The sequence below is a fragment of the Pseudomonas sp. BJa3 genome (genome assembly GCF_026343815.1).
Classification (GTDB): Bacteria; Pseudomonadota; Gammaproteobacteria; order Pseudomonadales; family Pseudomonadaceae; genus Aquipseudomonas; species Aquipseudomonas soli.
Map to the genome: position 1 here is coordinate 13517 of NZ_JAOXMC010000015.1, position 15118 is coordinate 28634.

The following is a 15118-nucleotide window of genomic DNA, read 5'->3' on the forward strand; positions in this document are numbered from 1 at the left end:
TGCCCTCGACCATCACTGGAAGACCGGCGCCTGGCCTTCTTTCCAGCAGGTGGGGGATGGCGTGTAGATACCCATGCCGGCCACGGCCACCAGGCCGCCGCTGGGCACCTGGCAGTCGTACTGGCCCTTGCTGGTGCTGGCGGTGAAGTAGGTGGTGTTGGAGTCGCTGCGCAGGTTGCTGACCTTGCTCACGGGCACGCCGAGGGTGACCTCGGTGCGTTGCTTGAGGGTGTCGGCGCTGGGGCTGGCGGTCTGGCAGCCGGCCACGGCGGCCAGGCCGGCGAGCAGGACGAGGGACTTGAAAGGGAAGGACTTGAGGATCATCGCGTTGCTTCCTTGGCATTGTTCTCGGTACCGCGCCCGCGCCGCCAGGAAGGGGGCTGGCGGTGGGACGCTGGGCCGACTATAGCGCTGAGGCGGCGTTGCGCGATGTAGGGCGGATGTGCGAGGTGGCATTTTGCCTTGATTGGGTTGCGGGATGCCTGCCACCTGACTGCATGCAGGCATCTCGCCGCCCACTGGCAGTCAGCGCTTGAGCACCAAGGTCAAAATGTCATAACTGGCCACCAGCTCACCCAGCTGGTTGGTCACCTCCACATCCCAGGCCACCACCCCTTGTGGCTGCCCCTGCGGGCTGGTCTTGCCCTGGTCGATCTTGCGCTTACAGGTCAGGCGCGCCTGGATTGTGTCGCCGATGCCCACCGGGGTGATGAAACGCAGCGTGTCCAGCCCGTAGTTGGCCAGCACCGGCCCCTCGCCGGGGCTGACGAACAACCCGGCGGCCGCCGACAGCACGAAGTAACCGTGGGCGATGCGCTTGCCGAACTGCGACTGTCTGGCGGCGATCTCGTCGAAGTGCATGTAGAAATGATCGCCCGACAGGCAGCCGAAGTTGACCAGGTCGGCCTCGGTCACCGTGCGGCGGTGGGTCAGCAGCGACTCGCCGATGCGCAGGTCGTCGAAATGGCGGCGGAACGGGTGTACTTCGGTTTCGATCACCTCGGCGCCGCGCACATACTCGCCGGTCACTGCCATCAGCATGCTCGGCGAACCTTGCACCGCGGCGCGCTGCAGGTAGTGCTTGACCGCACGCAGGCCGCCCAGCTCCTCGCCGCCGCCGGCACGACCGGGGCCGCCGTGCTTGAGCTGCGGCAATGGCGAACCATGCCCGGTGGACTCCTTGGCCGCCTCGCTGTCGAGTACCAGCAGCCGCCCGTGCCAGGCCGCCGCCACCGGGATGGCCTTGGCCGCCACGGCGCGGTCGGCGGTGACCAGGCTCGCCACCAGGCTGCCCTTGCCGCGGGCGGCCAGGGCCAAGGCCTCGTCGAGGTCGTCGTAGGCCATCAGCGTGCTGACCGGGCCGAACGCCTCGATATCATGGGGACCGCCCTCGGCATGCGGGTCGCGGGCCAGCAGCAGGGTCGGGGCAAAGAACGCGCCCTCGGCCACGCCATCGCCGACCGGGGTGAAACCGTCACTGGCGCCCAGCAGCTGCTCGCAGGTGGCCAGCAACTGGCGCACGCGCTCGGTGACATCACGCTGCTGGTCATGGGAGGCCAGCGCCCCCATGCGCACGCCTTCCACCGAAGGATCGCCCACCACCACCTTGCGCAGGCGTTCGCGCAGACGGGTGGCCACCGCGTCGATGTGCCTGGCCGGGACGATGGCGCGGCGGATCGCCGTGCATTTCTGCCCGGCCTTGGTGGTCATTTCCCGCGCCACTTCCTTGATGTACAGCTCGAATTCCTCGCTGTCAGGGCTCACGTCCGGACCAAGGATGGCGCAATTCAGCGAGTCGGCCTCGGCGTTGAACGGCACCGAGTTGCGGATCAGGTTCGGGGTGACGCGCAGCTTGGCTGCGGTGTCGGCGGAGCCGGTAAAGGTCACCACATCCTGCCCCTGCAGGCGCTCGAGCAGGTCACCGGTGCTGCCGATCACCAGTTGCAGGCTGCCGGCCGGCAACAGGCCCGATTCGTTCATCAGCCGTACCACGGCCTCGGTCAGGTAGCTGGTGGACGTGGCAGGCTTGACGATGCACGGCATGCCGGCCAGGAAGGTCGGGGCGAATTTCTCCAGCATCCCCCAGATCGGGAAGTTGAAGGCGTTGATATGCACGGCCACGCCCGCACGCGGCACCAGGATATGGCTGCCGGCGAAATGGCCTTGCTTGCCCAGGGGGGTCGCCGGGCCTTCATGTACCAGGTTGCCCGAGGGCAGCTCGCGGCGGCCCATGCTCGAATAGGCGAACAGCGTGGCGTTGCCGCCTTCGATGTCGATCCAGCTGTCGGCGCGGGTGGCGCCGCTGTGATGGGACAGGGCGTAGAGCTGCTCCTTGCGCTCGGCCAGGTACAGCGCCAGGGCCTTGAGGCGGGCGGCGCGCTGCTGGAAATCCATGGCCAGCAGCTGCTTCAGGCCCTGGACGCGGGCAAAGTCCACGGCCTCGGCGAAGTCCGGGCGTTCCTCGTGGCTGTAGGCCAGGACGTGGCCGTCGAGGGCGCTGCGCAGGGCCTGGGCGCCGTGCTGGCCGATCCAGCGGCCGGCGATGAAGCTTTGCAGGGTAGGGGCGGCGGACATGCTGTTCTCCTTGCTGTTCTGATAGACAGGGGGCGCGCTTACCAGAGCGCCAGGGTGTAGCCGATGATCAGGCGGTTTTCGTCAACGGCATTGGTCAGGCCATTGCCGGAACGGAAGGTGACGTTGCGCCAGCGCAGGCTGACGTCCTTGAACGGGCCGCTCTGGATCACGTAGGTGATGTCGGTGTCGCGTTCGCGCTCGCGGCCATTGCTGAGCGTGGCGGTTTCGGCGTGGCGGCCGTCGGTGTAGCGGGTCATGAAGCTCAGCCCGGGGATGCCCATGGCCACGAAGTCGTAGTCGTAGCGCAGCTGCCAGGAGTCGAGCCCGGCGCGGGTGAAGGTGTTGTAGGTGACCAGGTTGACGGTGTACGGATCACCGCCGTTGAGGAACGGGAAGGCGCTGTCGCCGGACATCTGCTGCCAGGTGGCGGTGAACTTGTGGGCCTTCACGCCCAGGGTGAACATGGCGTTGAAGTTGCGGTTGTCGATGTTGCCCGCGCGCTCGGCGCCGTCGCCGCGGCTGTCGAAGTAGCGCAGGTCGCTGCGCAGGCTGATGCCCTCGGCCAAAGGCTGGGTATGCAGAAAACCGACGTATTGCTGGCGGTAGATGTCCTCGAGCTTGGCGTAGTAGTAGCTGACGCTGGCCTGCGGGGTGATGGCGTAGCTGCCGCCGCCGAAGTCGAAGTGGTCGCTGCTGGCGGCGCCGTAGCCGATATCATCGCGCCCGGACGAGTCGCGCAGGTTGGCCTTGGTCAGGCGCCCGCCGTTGAAGGTCAGGCCGTCCAGCTCCTGGCTGGTCAGCAGGCCACCCTGGAAGGTCGAAGCCAGCAGGCGGGTGTCGTTGTACACCACCACTGGCAGGATCGGCTGCAACGTGCCCATGCGCAGGGTGCTCTTGGAGACCCGCAGCTTGGCGGTCAGGCCCAGCTCGCTGTAGTCGTCCACCGGCTCCAGGCTGTTCGGCCCGTAGGGCAGCAGGCCGGTGTTGCGTCGGTCGCGGCTGGAGTCGAGCTTGATGCCCAGTTGGCCCATGGCGTCCACCCCGACACCAACCGGCCCCTCGGTGAAACCCGACTCGAAGCGGGCGGTGAAGCCCTGGCCCCATTCCTCGGCCTTGCTCTGCGGGGCGTTGCTCTGGCGGAAGTCGCGGTTGATGTAGTGGTTGCGCAGTTCGAGGCGGGCGTGACTGTCAGCGATAAAGTCCGCCATGGCCGGCAAGGGCAGGGCGAGGGTGGCCAGCCAGGCGGCTGACTTGAGGTGCATGCGGTTCATTGTTGTTGTACCCGACATTGTTATTGTTCTTGAAGTCAGTGCTTGCTGGCACCGGCGGCGCCGATACCGGTCATGGAGCGGATGAACTGGGCCAGGTAGCGCCCACGCTCTTCGTGCGCCCGCTGCGAGCCGTCGGTGACCGAGAAGGCCCAGGCCGCGAGGAAGGCCAGCGACATGGAGAACAGTGCCGGGTTGCTGTAGGGGAACAGCGCCCGTTCGTTGTGCAGCACGTTGACCCACACCGCCGGGCCCAGCACCACCAGCACGATCGCCGAGACCAGCCCGGCCAGGCTGCCGCCCACCGCGCCACGGGTGGTCAGGCCCTTCCAGAACATCGAGAGCAGCAGCACCGGGAAGTTGACCGAGGCGGCCACCGCCAGCACCAGGCCGGAGAGGAAGGCGATGTTCTGCGACTCGAACAGCAGCCCCAGCAGCACCGCGAACAGGCCGATCCCCAAGGTGGCCAGGCGCGATACGCGCATTTCTTCCTGCTCGCTGGCCTGGCCCTTGCGCACCACGCAGGCGTACAGGTCGTGGGATACCGCCGAGGCGCCGGACAGCGCAAGGCCGGCGACCACGGCGAGGATGGTGGCGAAGGCCACCGCCGAGATGAAGCCGAGGAACAGGTTGCCGCCCACCGCCTGGGCCAGGTGCACCGCGACCATGTTACCGCCGCCGATGATCGCCCCGGTGGCGTCGCGATAGGACGGCTCGGTACCGACCATGACGATGGCGCCGAAACCGATGACGATCAGCAGCAGATAGAAGTAGCCGATGAAGCCGGTGGCGTAGAACACGCTCTTGCGCGCTTCCTTGGCGTCGCTGACGGTGAAGAAGCGCATGAGGATATGCGGCAGGCCGGCAGTGCCGAACATCATGCCCAGGCCCAGGGAAATGGCGTCCACCGGGTTGGACAGCAGCGCGCCCGGCGCCATGATCGCCTGGCCCTTGGCGTGCACGGCCACGGCGCTGGCGAACATTGCCTCGGTGCTGAAGCCGAAATGCCTGAGCACCATGAACGCCATGAAGGTGGTGCCGGAGAGCAGCATCACCGCCTTGATGATCTGCACCCAGGTGGTGGCGAGCATGCCGCCGAAGGTGACGTACAGCACCATCAGCGCACCCACCAGCATCACCGCGTACAGGTAGTTGATGCCGAACAGCAGCTCGATCAGCTTGCCGGCGCCGACCATCTGCGCCACCAGGTACATCAGCGCCACGGCCAGGGTGCCGAAGGCCGAGGTCAGGCGCACCGGGGCCTGGGCCAGGCGGTAGGAGACCACGTCGGCGAAAGTGTACTTGCCCAGGTTGCGCAGGCGTTCGGCGATCAGGAACAGGATGATCGGCCAACCGGCCAGCACGCCCAGGGCATACAGCAGGCCGTCGTAGCCGTTCATGAACATCATCGCCGAGATGCCCAGAAAGGACGCGGCGCTGATCATGTCGCCGGCGATCGCCAGGCCGTTCTGCATGCCGGTGAGGCCGCCGCCGGCGGTGTAGAAGTCGCTGGCCGAGCGGGTACGCAGGGCGGCCCAGCGGGTCACCAGCAAGGTGAAGCAGACGAACACCAGGAACATCGAGATGGCGGTCCAGTTCATCGCGCGCACTCCTGCTTGACCACTTCGTTGAGCGGGTCGATGACGCGGTTGGCGCGGTGCATGTAGATGCCGGTGAGGGCAAAGGACAGCAGCACCATCAACACGCCCACCAGCATGCCGACGCTGGTCACCCCGCCGCTGAGGGACTGGCCGAGCACGCCCGGGGCGAAGGCCACCAGCAGGACGAAGCCGTAATAGGCGACAAACATGGTCAGGGTCAGGCTGCCGTTGAGGCGGCGCTTGCGCTTGATCAGTTGCACGAAGGCGGGGTGGTTGCTGATGGTTTCGATGTGTTCGGGTGTCATGGGAGCGTTCTCTCTGGCTGTTGTAATTGTTTTTCAGGTCACGCGGGTGTTGCCGAGGGCTTCATCGCTGGCAAGCCAGCGATGAAGGCAATGCGGTCTCAAAGCTGATCGAAGTCGAGCACCACCTTGTCGCTCAGCGGGTAGGTCTGGCACGACAGCACATACCCGGCGGCCACTTCGTAGTCTTCCAGGGCATGGTTGCTGTCCATCTCCACCTCGCCCTCGATCACCTTGCACTTGCAGGTCGAGCACACCCCGGCCTTGCACGAGTACGGCAGCTCGGCGCCGATGGCATTGCCGGCGTCGAGCACGCTGCGGGTGTTGCGCGGCAGGTCGAAGGCCAGGGCGCGGCCATCGCTGATCACGGTCACCTGGCTGACTGCCGAATCCAGCTCGCGGGCCGCTTCACGGGCCTCGCGGCGGGCTTCGCTGCCGGTGGCGGCGAACAGTTCATAGTGGATGCGCGCCTTGTCCATGCCGTTGGCCTGCAGGCTGTCGCGCACGGTTTCGGTCATGGCCTGGGGGCCGCAGATGAAGGCGGCATCGAGTGAGGTCACGTCGAGCCAGCGGGAGAACAGCTGGCCGCACTTGTCGGCGTCGATGCGGCCGTTGTACAGGTCGACGTCCTGTTGCTCGCGGCTGAACACGAAGATCAGGTTGAGGCGCTCGAGGTACTGGTTCTTCAGGTCCTCGAGGCGGTCGCGGAACAGCGCGCTGTTGCTGGCGCGGTTGCCGTACAGCAAGGTGAAGCGGCTGTCTGGTTCAGTGGCCAGCGTGGTGGCGACCAGCGACAGGAGCGGAGTGATGCCGCTGCCTGCGGCCACGCCCAGGTAGTTGCCCCGGCGCGTCGGCTCCAGTGGCACGAAGAAGTTGCCCGACGGAGGCATCACCTCCAATTGCTGGCCGGCCTTGAGCACTTCGTTGGCGAAGGCCGAGAAACGACCGCCCGGCACGCGCTTGACCGCCACGCGCAGCTCGCCATCCTGCACTGCGCTGCAGATCGAATAGGAGCGGCGCACTTCCTCGTCGTCGAGCTGGGTACGCATGACCAGGTACTGGCCCTGGGTGAAACGGAACTCATCGCGCAGGTGCGCGGGCACGTCGAAGGCGATGGACACCGCGTCGCGGGTCTCCTGGCGCACTTGCTTGATGGTCAGGCTGTGAAACTGGCTCATGTCGTTCTCCACGGCTCAAAGGCATTTGAAATAGTCGAACGGTTCCAGGCAGGCGCGGCAGCGGTACAGGGCCTTGCAGGCGGTGGAGCCGAACTGGCTGAGCAGTTCGGTATCGGCGCTGCCGCACTGCGGGCAACACACGCTGGGTGCCGCACCGCGCAGGTTGGCGCTGCCCTCGGGTGGGGCGATGCCGTAGGCGCGCAGCCGCTCACGGCCTTGCGCACTGATCCAGTCGGTGCTCCACGCCGGGGTGAGACGACGCTCCAGTGCAGGCTCGGCGAAGCCGGCCTGTTCCAAAGCCTGGCGAATGTCACTCTCGATCACCTCGGTGGCCGGGCAGCCGGAGTAGGTCGGGGTGACCACCAGGTGCAGGTGGCCGGCGCGCCAGTCGAGGTCGCGTACGACACCCAGGTCGACCACGCTGACCACTGGCACTTCCGGGTCCATCACCTCGGCCAGCACCGCCCAGGCTCGGCTCAGGTCGCCATCGCGCAAGGCCCTGGCGCCGCGGTCGCCGGCGATCAGCTCACCAGGTCGCATCGGGGTAGGCTCGCGGCAGGAACTGCATTTCAGCCAGCAGCAGGCCGAGGTGTTCGCTGTGCAGGCCCTTGCGCCCGTCCAGGTAGAAGTGGCTGGCGGCCTTGGGCAGGGGCAGGTCGACCGAGGCGAAGATGGCCGTGACGGTGTTCAGCCAGTGCTGGGCGATCCGCGCCGGATCGGCGCCGACACCGGCATTGGCCAGCTGGACTTCGCCGTCGTTGGCCACGCTCAATTCGACCGTGAAGCGCCACAGTGTCGGGATGGCTTCGAGCATGCGCCGACGGCTTTCATCAGTGCCGCCGCCCAGGCGCTGCACCCATTCGCCGGAGCGGCGCAGGTGGTAGGTGACTTCTTTCAGGGCCTTGGCGGCGATGCCGGCGATGCGTTCATCGCGCGAGGCGCCGAGCGCTTCAAGCGTGGCGTGGTGCCAGGCGTCGTAGAGGAACTGCTTGAGCATGGTGACGGCGTAGTCGCCGTTGGGTTGTTCGACCAGCAGCAGGTTGCGGTAGGCGCGCTCGTCGCGGCGGAACGCCAGGGCATCGGCGTCGCGGCCGTCGTCCAACAGTTCGGCGGCATAGTCCAGCCAGTTGCGCGCCTGGCCCACCAGGTCGAGGCCGACGTTCATCAGCGCCAGTTCTTCTTCCAGCGCCGGCGCCTTGCCGCACCACTCGCACAGGCGCTGGCCCTGGACCAGGGCGCTGTCGCCGAGCAGCAGCAGGTATTGGATGAGTGCTTGCTTGTGCATGGCGGGCCTCACATGTGTCCGACTTCGGCGGGCAGCTCGTAGAAGCTGGCATGGCGGTAGACCTTGTCGTCCGCCGGGGCGAACAGTGGGTCCTTCTCGTCGGGCGAAGAGGCGGTGATCAGCGCCGAGGGCACCACCCACAGGCTCACGCCTTCGCTGCGGCGGGTGTACAGCTCGCGGGCGTTCTCAATGGCCATGGCGGCGTCGGCGGCATGCACGCTGCCGACGTGCTTGTGGTTCAGGCCGTGCTTGCTGCGCACGAATACTTCGTAGAGGGTCCAGTCAGACATGCTCGATCTCCGCATCGATGGCCGCTTCAGGCGGCGTTCTTGTTGTGTTGCTTGCGCGCATAGGCCACGGCGGCCTCGCGTACCCAGGCGCCGTCTTCGATGGCCTTGCGGCGGGTGGCGACGCGCTCCTGGTTGCATGGGCCGTTGCCCTTGAGCACCTCGTAGAACTCTTCCCACTGGATCTGGCCGAAGTCGTAATGGCCGCGTTCGGCGTTCCACCTGAGCTCAGGGTCGGGAGCGGTGCAGCCGAGCAGTTCCAGCTGTGGCACGGTCTGGTCGATGAAGCGCTGGCGCAGTTCGTCGTTGCTCTGGCGCTTGATCTTCCAGGCCATGGATTGCGCGCTATTGGGCGAATGTTCGTCGCTGGGGCCGAACATCATCAGCGCCGGCCACCACAGGCGGTCGATGGCGTCCTGGACCATGTCCTTCTGCGCCTGGGTACCGTGGCGCATCATGGTCAGCAGCAGTTCGTAGCCCTGGCGCTGGTGGAAGCTTTCTTCCTTGCAGATGCGGATCATGGCGCGGGAGTAGGGGCCGTAGGAGGTGCGCTGCAGCACCACCTGGTTGACGATCGCCGCGCCGTCCACCAGCCAGCCGACCGCGCCCATGTCGGCCCAGCTCAGGGTCGGGTAGTTGAAGATGCTCGAGTACTTGGCCTTGCCGCTGTGCAGCTTGGCGATCTCTTCGTCGCGGTCGGCGCCAAGGGTTTCCATGGCGCTGTACAGGTACAGGCCGTGGCCGGCTTCGTCCTGGATCTTGGCCATCAACTGCAGCTTGCGCTTGAGCGAAGGGGCGCGAGTGACCCAGTTGCCTTCCGGGAGCATGCCGACGATCTCGGAATGGGCGTGCTGGGAAATCTGGCGGATGAGCGTCTGGCGGTAGGCCTCGGGCATCCAGTTCTTGGCTTCGATCTTGATCTCGGCGTCGATCTTCTCCTGGAAGGCGCGCTCTTCGGGCGACATCTCTTCCAGGGTCTTCAGGCGCTTGACGCCGGTTTCTACGAGCTGTGCGTACATGGTCGTGCTCCCGCTGATGGGCTGCTTGGGGCGTGGGTCATTTATAAGCGATACAAAACACAACATCAAACAGTATTTGATGTATCAAATAAGATTTGTGTATCGCTTTCACATGAGTTGGCCGGGCGTGGCAGCGGGCTTGCCCCGCGATAACGTTCGGCCAGGCGAAAAAAAGCCCCGGAACTTGGCCGGGGCTTTCCAGGAACCGCTATCGGTCAGCTGGCCAGGCGCTTGTCATACACATGACAGGCCTTGCCTTCCGAGCGTTTCAGCGTGCCGCACGGCTGCAACTGGATCTGCGTGCTGATGCCGATGTAGGTCTTGATCTGCTTCGCCAGTTCACCCACCACTTGCTTGCGCTGGCCCTCGTCGAGGTACTGGCTGTCGCTGCGCAGTTCAACATGCACCTCGACGCTGTCGAGATTTCCATTACGATACAGGTGGATCTCATATAGCTCGGAAAGCTGTTTTATCTTGAGTACCTGCTCCTCGATCTGCGTCGGGAACACATTGACCCCGCGAATGATCAGCATGTCGTCGCTGCGCCCGGTGATCTTGCCGATGCGCCGCATCGGCCGCGCCGTGCCCGGCAGCAGGCGGGTGAGGTCGCGGGTGCGGTAGCGCACCATCGGTAACGCCTCCTTGCTCAGCGAGGTGAACACCAGCTCGCCGAGCTGGCCGTCCGGCAGCACCTGGCCTGTGACCGGGTCGATGATCTCGGGGTAGAAATGGTCTTCCCAGATGGTCGGGCCGTCCTTGGTCTCGATGCACTCCATGGCCACGCCCGGGCCCATGATTTCCGACAGCCCGTAGATATCCAGGGCGTCGATGCCCAGGCGCTGCTCGATGGCGCGGCGCAGTTCGTCGGTCCAGGGTTCGGCGCCGAAGATGCCCAGGCGCAGCTTGAGGTCGTGCGGGTCGATGCCCTGGCGCTCGATCTCGTCGGCGAGGTTGAGCATGTACGAGGGGGTGACCATGATGATGTCCGGCTGGAAGTCGCGGATCAGCTGCACCTGCTTCTCGGTCTGGCCGCCGGACATGGGGATCACCGTGCAGCCCAGGCGCTCGGCGCCGTAGTGCGCGCCCAGGCCGCCGGTGAACAGGCCGTAGCCGTAGGAGACATGCACCTTGTCGCCGCGGCGCCCGCCGGCGGCGCGAATCGAGCGCGCCACCACGTTGGCCCAGGTGTCGATGTCGTTCTGGGTGTAGCCGACCACCGTCGGCTTGCCGGTGGTGCCGCTGGAGGCGTGCAGGCGCACCACCTGGTCCTGGGGCACGGCAAACATGCCGTAGGGGTAGTTGTCGCGCAGGTCGTTCTTGCCGGTGAAGGGGAAGCGGGCCAGGTCCTCCAGCGATTTCAGGTCGTCGGGATGGGCGCCACAGGCGTCGAAGCGCTGGCGGTACAGCGGCACATTGGCGTAGGCGTGGTTCAGGCTCCAGCGCAGGCGCTCCAGCTGGTGCTGGCGCAGTGCGTCGAGGCTGGCGGTTTCCATCGGGTCGAGCAGGGCGCGGTCGGCATCGTGGTAGAGATTCATGGTTTCACTCGAGTTGTTCTTGTCGTGGGCAGGGGCCCTGAGTGTCATGGCAGGCAGCATACTGCCCGCGTCGCGTGGCGTCTCTGGCGGCTGATCAGAGGCGCTCGATCACCAGGGCGATGCCCTGGCCGACGCCGATGCACATGGTGCACAGGGCGTAACGGCCACCGGTCTGCTCCAGCTGGTGCAGGGCGGTTGTGACCAGACGTGCGCCGCTCATGCCCAGCGGGTGGCCCAGGGCGATGGCGCCACCGTTGGGGTTGACCCGCGGATCGTCGTCGGCCAGGCCCAGCTCGCGCAGCACGGCCAGGCCCTGGGCGGCAAAGGCTTCGTTGAGCTCGATCACGTCCATGTCGGCCAGCGCCAGGCCGGTCAGCTCCAGTACCTTGTGGGTCGCCGGCACCGGGCCGATGCCCATGAGGCGTGGCTCGACGCCCGCCACCGCCAGGCCGAGCACCCGGCCACGGGCCTTGAGGCCGTGGCGTTGCGCGGCCCGTGGGCTGGCCAGCAGCAGGGCGCAGGCGCCGTCATTGACCCCCGAGGCATTGCCGGCGGTGACGCTGCCGCCCTCACGGAACGGCGTGCCCAGGCGCGCCAGTTGTTCCAGGGTGGTGTCGCCTCGTGGATGTTCATCATGCTCGACGCGTTTGGGCGGGCCTTTGCGCTGCGGGATCTCCACCGCGACGATCTCCTGGGCCAGACAGCCATTGGCCTGGGCGGCGGCGGCCTTGAGCTGGCTGCGCAGGGCGAAGGCATCCTGGTCTTCGCGGGAGATGTCGAAGCGCTCGGCGACGTTCTCGGCGGTTTCGGGCATCGAATCGATGCCGTATTGCGCCTGCATCGAAGGGTTGACGAAGCGCCAGCCGATGGTGGTGTCGAACAGTTGCGCGCTGCGGCCAAAGGCCTGTTCCGACTTGCCCATGACGAAGGGTGCCCGTGACATCGACTCGACGCCGCCGGCCAGCATCAGCCCGGCTTCGCCGCAGCGCAGGGCGCGGGCAGCGTTGCCGATGGCGTCGAGGCCCGAGCCACACAGGCGGTTGATCGTGGTGCCGGGCACCTCGATCGGCAGCCCGGCCAGCAGGGCGGCCATGCGCGCGACGTTGCGGTTGTCTTCGCCGGCCTGGTTGGCGCAGCCGAGGATCACATCGTCCAGCGCCGCCCAGTCCAGGCCGGGATGGCGCGCCATCAGCGCCTTGATCGGCACCGCGGCAAGGTCGTCGGGGCGCACGCTCGACAGGGCGCCGCCGTAGCGGCCGATGGGGGTGCGCACGGCATCGATGATCAGCGCGTGGGGCAGGCTGGCGTCAGTCATTTGAAGTCTCCGGCGACAGCACGGTGCCGCGCACTTTGTAGGATTTGCCGTGAAACAGGGCGATCAGCTCGCCCTGCTGGTTCTCGATGCGCACGTCGTAGTTGCCGGTGCGGCCTTTGCGGCTTTGTTCGCTGGCGCTGGCCTGCAAGCGGTCGCCGAGCCGCGCCGGGGCCACATAGTCGATGCTGCAACCCAGGGCCACGGCCGCTTCATCGTAGCTGTTGCAGGCGAAGGCGAAGGCCGAATCGGCCAGGGCGAACAGGTAGCCGCCATGGCAGGTACCGTGGCCCTGGATCATGTCGGCGCGTACGGTCATGCCCAGGCTGGCGCTGCCAGGGCCGGCTTCGAGCAGTTCGATGCCCAGGCCCTGGCTGGCGGCGTCACGGCCGAACATGGCCTCGGCGCAGGCGCGGGCCAAAGCGTGTGTGGATTGATCAGCCATGCAGGCGGCCTCCTTCGGCGTGGGTGCGGCGCAGCAACAGGGACGGCCGGTAACGTTCCTCGCCGTAGCTGCGTTGCAGGTTGTCGAGCACGTTCAGGGTGTAGCCGATGCCCAGCTGGTCGGCCCAGGCCAGCGGGCCGCGCGGGTAGTTGACCCCGGCGCGCATCGCCAGGTCGATGTCGCCGGGGGTGGCGACGCCTTGCAGCACGGCGTCGGCGGCTTCGTTGGCGAGCATGGCCACGGTGCGCAGCACCACCAGGCCGGGCAGATCGGCCACCGGGCAGGCGCTCAGGCCGGCCCGGGCAAGCAGGGCGACGGCCTGGTCCAGGGCCACGGCGCTGCATTCGGCGCCGTGGCTGATGGCCAGGCGCGGGGCGCTGGCGTAGTCCAGGGCCAGGTCCAGCAGCACCAGGTTGCGCAAGCCGTCCTCGCGGGCGCGCTGGCTGGCCAGGCGGCCATCGGACAACGCCAGGGTGGCATCTCCCACACGGAGCAGGCCGGTGCCGGCGCGTTCGGTGACGCCGACACCGTTGGCGCGCAAGCGCTCGACCAGGGGCTGCAGGGCACCCAGGTCACCCTCCACCGTGCAGCGTTTGACAGACGTCTGACTGGTGAGCGTTGCGGGCTCTGGCCGCTCGGTACCTTCGGTGTAGCTGTAGAAGCCTTGGCCGGTCTTGCGCCCGAGCCGTCCTGCGTCGACCAGCTCTTTCTGCACCAGCGACGGCTGAAAGCGGAAATCGCCATAGAAGGCTTCGAACACCGAGCAGGTCACCGCGTAGTTGACGTCGTGGCCGATCAAGTCGGTGAGTTCGAATGCGCCCATGCGAAAGCCCCCGGCATCGCGCAGCAGGGCATCGAGGGTGGCGCAGTCGGCGGCGCCTTCCTGCAGCAGGCGCAGGCTTTCGGCATAGAAGGGCCGGGCCACGCGGTTGACGATAAAGCCCGGCGTCGAACGGGCATGCACCGGTTGCTTGCCCCAGGCGCGGGCGGTGTCGTAAAGCGTGGCCGCCAGGCTCGGCGCGGTGGCCAGCCCGGAGACGACCTCCACCAGCGCCATCAAGGGCGCCGGGTTGAAGAAGTGCATGCCAATGACCCGCTCCGGGTGTTTGAGCCCGGCGGCGAGGCTGGTGATCGACAGCGAGGAAGTGTTGCTGGCCAGGATGCAGTCCGTGGCGCACAGTCCTTCAAGCCGACGCAGCAGGTCCTGTTTGACAGGCAGTTGTTCGACGATGGCTTCGATCACCAGATGGGCGTCGGCCAGGGCGTCGAGGGTATCCACCGGTTGCAGCCGGTCGCGGATCACGCTGCGGCTGTCAGGCGCAAGCTTGCCTTTTTCCACCTGCCGGCCGAGCAGGTGATCGATGCCTTCGATCGCCTGCTCGGCGGCGCCGGGGCGCGTATCGTAGAGGCGCACGGGATGGCCGGCCTGGGCCGCCACCTGGGCGATGCCGGCCCCCATGGCGCCTGCGCCGATCACTGCCACCAGGGCGTCATTGTCGAGTGCGGCCATGATCAGCGCCCCTTGAACACAGGTGTACGTTTGTTCATGAAGGCGCTGACGCCCTCGCGGTAGTCCTCGCTGCGCCCGGCCAGGCGCTGGAGGTCGCGCTCGAGCTCCAGCTGCTCATCGAAGCGGTTGTCGAAGCTCTGGTTGAGGGCGCGCTTGATCAAGGCCAGGCCGTAGGTGGGCTGGGCCGCCAGGTGACGGGCCAGGCCAAGTGCTTCGTCGCGCAGCGCGGCATCGTCCACCACCCGGTGGATCAGCCCCCATTGCTCGGCCTGCTCGGCGCTCAGGCGCTCGCCCAGCAAGGCCAGCGCCTTGGCCCGGGCCATGCCGACCAGCCTGGGCAGCAACCAGGTGCCGCCGGAGTCCGGCACCAGGCCAATCTTGCAGAACGCCTGGATGAAGCTCGCCGAGCGTGCCGCCAGCACCAGGTCGCAGGCCAGTGGCAGGTTGGCCCCGGCACCGGCGGCCACGCCGTTGACCGCGCAGATCACCGGCAGCGGCAGGTCGCGCAGGCTGCGCACCAGCGGGTTGTAGAACTGCTCGATGGACTGGCCAAGGTCGGGCAGCTCGGCGCCGGGCGCGACATTGCGGTCGGCCAGGTCCTGGCCTGCGCAGAAGCCACGGCCTTCGCCGGTCAGCAGCAGTACCCGGGCGCATTCGCTGTGGCGTACCTGCTTCAAGGCCTCGCGCACCTCCAGGTGCATCGCGGTATTGAAGCTGTTGAGCTGCTCGGGCCGGTTGAGCGAGAGGAGGGCAACGCCGTCGTCGCCGATGGAAAACAGGATGTGCTGGAAAGACATGACTG

General features: G+C 66.9%; 14 protein-coding genes and 1 pseudogene. All 15 read right to left on the reverse strand.

Features of this window, described 5'->3' with window-relative positions:
• Positions 1-12: 12 nt before the first annotated feature.
• The gene (locus OH705_RS18940; protein ID WP_046855646.1) at positions 13-324 is read right to left on the reverse strand and encodes a hypothetical protein; all 312 of its coding nucleotides are present in this window, start codon (positions 322-324) and stop codon (positions 13-15) included.
• Positions 325-525: 201 nt separating this feature from the next.
• On the reverse strand, positions 526-2574 hold the full coding sequence (gene paaZ, locus OH705_RS18945) for a phenylacetic acid degradation bifunctional protein PaaZ (protein WP_267302743.1): 2049 nt from the start codon (positions 2572-2574) through the stop codon (positions 526-528).
• Between the two features lie 38 nt (positions 2575-2612).
• Positions 2613-3845: an OprD family porin gene (locus OH705_RS18950; RefSeq protein ID WP_267302744.1), complete on the reverse strand. Its 1233-nt coding sequence runs from the start codon at positions 3843-3845 to the stop codon at positions 2613-2615.
• A gap of 35 nt (positions 3846-3880) precedes the next feature.
• Positions 3881-5449: pseudogene (locus OH705_RS18955) on the reverse strand (cation acetate symporter); the annotation flags it as partial.
• Entirely contained in the window at positions 5440-5748 is a 309-nt protein-coding gene (locus OH705_RS18960) for a DUF485 domain-containing protein (RefSeq protein ID WP_023631978.1), read from the reverse strand. The pseudogene OH705_RS18955 and the gene OH705_RS18960, both read right to left, overlap by 10 nt.
• 98 nt (positions 5749-5846) lie before the next feature.
• The gene (gene paaE, locus OH705_RS18965) at positions 5847-6923 is read right to left on the reverse strand and encodes a 1,2-phenylacetyl-CoA epoxidase subunit PaaE (protein WP_094009896.1); all 1077 of its coding nucleotides are present in this window, start codon (positions 6921-6923) and stop codon (positions 5847-5849) included.
• Positions 6924-6938: 15 nt separating this feature from the next.
• Entirely contained in the window at positions 6939-7463 is a 525-nt protein-coding gene (gene paaD / locus OH705_RS18970) for a 1,2-phenylacetyl-CoA epoxidase subunit PaaD (RefSeq protein ID WP_038706123.1), read from the reverse strand.
• Complete coding sequence (gene paaC, locus OH705_RS18975) at positions 7450-8208, reverse strand: 1,2-phenylacetyl-CoA epoxidase subunit PaaC (protein ID WP_267302745.1); 759 nt, start codon at positions 8206-8208, stop codon at positions 7450-7452. The genes paaD and paaC overlap by 14 nt, the downstream gene beginning before the upstream one ends.
• 8 nt (positions 8209-8216) lie before the next feature.
• Positions 8217-8498 (reverse strand): 1,2-phenylacetyl-CoA epoxidase subunit PaaB, encoded by a 282-nt coding sequence (gene paaB / locus OH705_RS18980; protein WP_023631078.1) that lies wholly within the window; start codon positions 8496-8498, stop codon positions 8217-8219.
• 26 nt (positions 8499-8524) lie between these two features.
• Complete coding sequence (gene paaA / locus OH705_RS18985; RefSeq protein ID WP_267302746.1) at positions 8525-9514, reverse strand: 1,2-phenylacetyl-CoA epoxidase subunit PaaA; 990 nt, start codon at positions 9512-9514, stop codon at positions 8525-8527.
• A 215-nt stretch (positions 9515-9729) separates the two neighbouring features.
• Positions 9730-11049, reverse strand: a complete 1320-nt coding sequence (gene paaK, locus OH705_RS18990; protein WP_038707537.1) for a phenylacetate--CoA ligase PaaK — start codon at positions 11047-11049, stop codon at positions 9730-9732.
• 94 nt (positions 11050-11143) lie between these two features.
• Entirely contained in the window at positions 11144-12364 is a 1221-nt protein-coding gene (gene pcaF / locus OH705_RS18995; RefSeq protein WP_323873498.1) for a 3-oxoadipyl-CoA thiolase, read from the reverse strand.
• Positions 12357-12806, reverse strand: a complete 450-nt coding sequence (paaI, locus tag OH705_RS19000; RefSeq protein WP_267302747.1) for a hydroxyphenylacetyl-CoA thioesterase PaaI — start codon at positions 12804-12806, stop codon at positions 12357-12359. The genes pcaF and paaI overlap by 8 nt, the downstream gene beginning before the upstream one ends.
• Positions 12799-14316 carry a 3-hydroxyacyl-CoA dehydrogenase PaaH gene (gene paaH / locus OH705_RS19005; RefSeq protein ID WP_267302748.1) on the reverse strand — a complete coding sequence of 506 codons (1518 nt, stop codon included), beginning with the start codon at positions 14314-14316 and terminating at the stop codon, positions 12799-12801. The genes paaI and paaH overlap by 8 nt, the downstream gene beginning before the upstream one ends.
• 2 nt (positions 14317-14318) lie before the next feature.
• The gene (paaG, locus tag OH705_RS19010) at positions 14319-15113 is read right to left on the reverse strand and encodes a 2-(1,2-epoxy-1,2-dihydrophenyl)acetyl-CoA isomerase PaaG (RefSeq protein ID WP_267302749.1); all 795 of its coding nucleotides are present in this window, start codon (positions 15111-15113) and stop codon (positions 14319-14321) included.
• Between the last annotated feature and the right edge of the window lie 5 nt (positions 15114-15118).

Excerpts from the sequence above, each read along its gene's own strand:
- OH705_RS18940 (WP_046855646.1), bottom strand. The coding sequence starts at position 324 with ATGATCCTCAAGTCCTTCCCTTTCAAGTCCCTCGTCCTGCTCGCCGGC.
- paaZ (WP_267302743.1), bottom strand. The coding sequence starts at position 2,574 with ATGTCCGCCGCCCCTACCCTGCAAAGCTTCATCGCCGGCCGCTGGATC.
- OH705_RS18950 (WP_267302744.1), bottom strand. The coding sequence starts at position 3,845 with ATGAACCGCATGCACCTCAAGTCAGCCGCCTGGCTGGCCACCCTCGCC.
- OH705_RS18960 (WP_023631978.1), bottom strand. The coding sequence starts at position 5,748 with ATGACACCCGAACACATCGAAACCATCAGCAACCACCCCGCCTTCGTG.
- paaE (WP_094009896.1), bottom strand. The coding sequence starts at position 6,923 with ATGAGCCAGTTTCACAGCCTGACCATCAAGCAAGTGCGCCAGGAGACC.
- paaD (WP_038706123.1), bottom strand. The coding sequence starts at position 7,463 with ATGCGACCTGGTGAGCTGATCGCCGGCGACCGCGGCGCCAGGGCCTTG.
- paaC (WP_267302745.1), bottom strand. The coding sequence starts at position 8,208 with ATGCACAAGCAAGCACTCATCCAATACCTGCTGCTGCTCGGCGACAGC.
- paaB (WP_023631078.1), bottom strand. The coding sequence starts at position 8,498 with ATGTCTGACTGGACCCTCTACGAAGTATTCGTGCGCAGCAAGCACGGC.
- paaA (WP_267302746.1), bottom strand. The coding sequence starts at position 9,514 with ATGTACGCACAGCTCGTAGAAACCGGCGTCAAGCGCCTGAAGACCCTG.
- paaK (WP_038707537.1), bottom strand. The coding sequence starts at position 11,049 with ATGAATCTCTACCACGATGCCGACCGCGCCCTGCTCGACCCGATGGAA.
- pcaF (WP_323873498.1), bottom strand. The coding sequence starts at position 12,364 with ATGACTGACGCCAGCCTGCCCCACGCGCTGATCATCGATGCCGTGCGC.
- paaI (WP_267302747.1), bottom strand. The coding sequence starts at position 12,806 with ATGGCTGATCAATCCACACACGCTTTGGCCCGCGCCTGCGCCGAGGCC.
- paaH (WP_267302748.1), bottom strand. The coding sequence starts at position 14,316 with ATGGCCGCACTCGACAATGACGCCCTGGTGGCAGTGATCGGCGCAGGC.
- paaG (WP_267302749.1), bottom strand. The coding sequence starts at position 15,113 with ATGTCTTTCCAGCACATCCTGTTTTCCATCGGCGACGACGGCGTTGCC.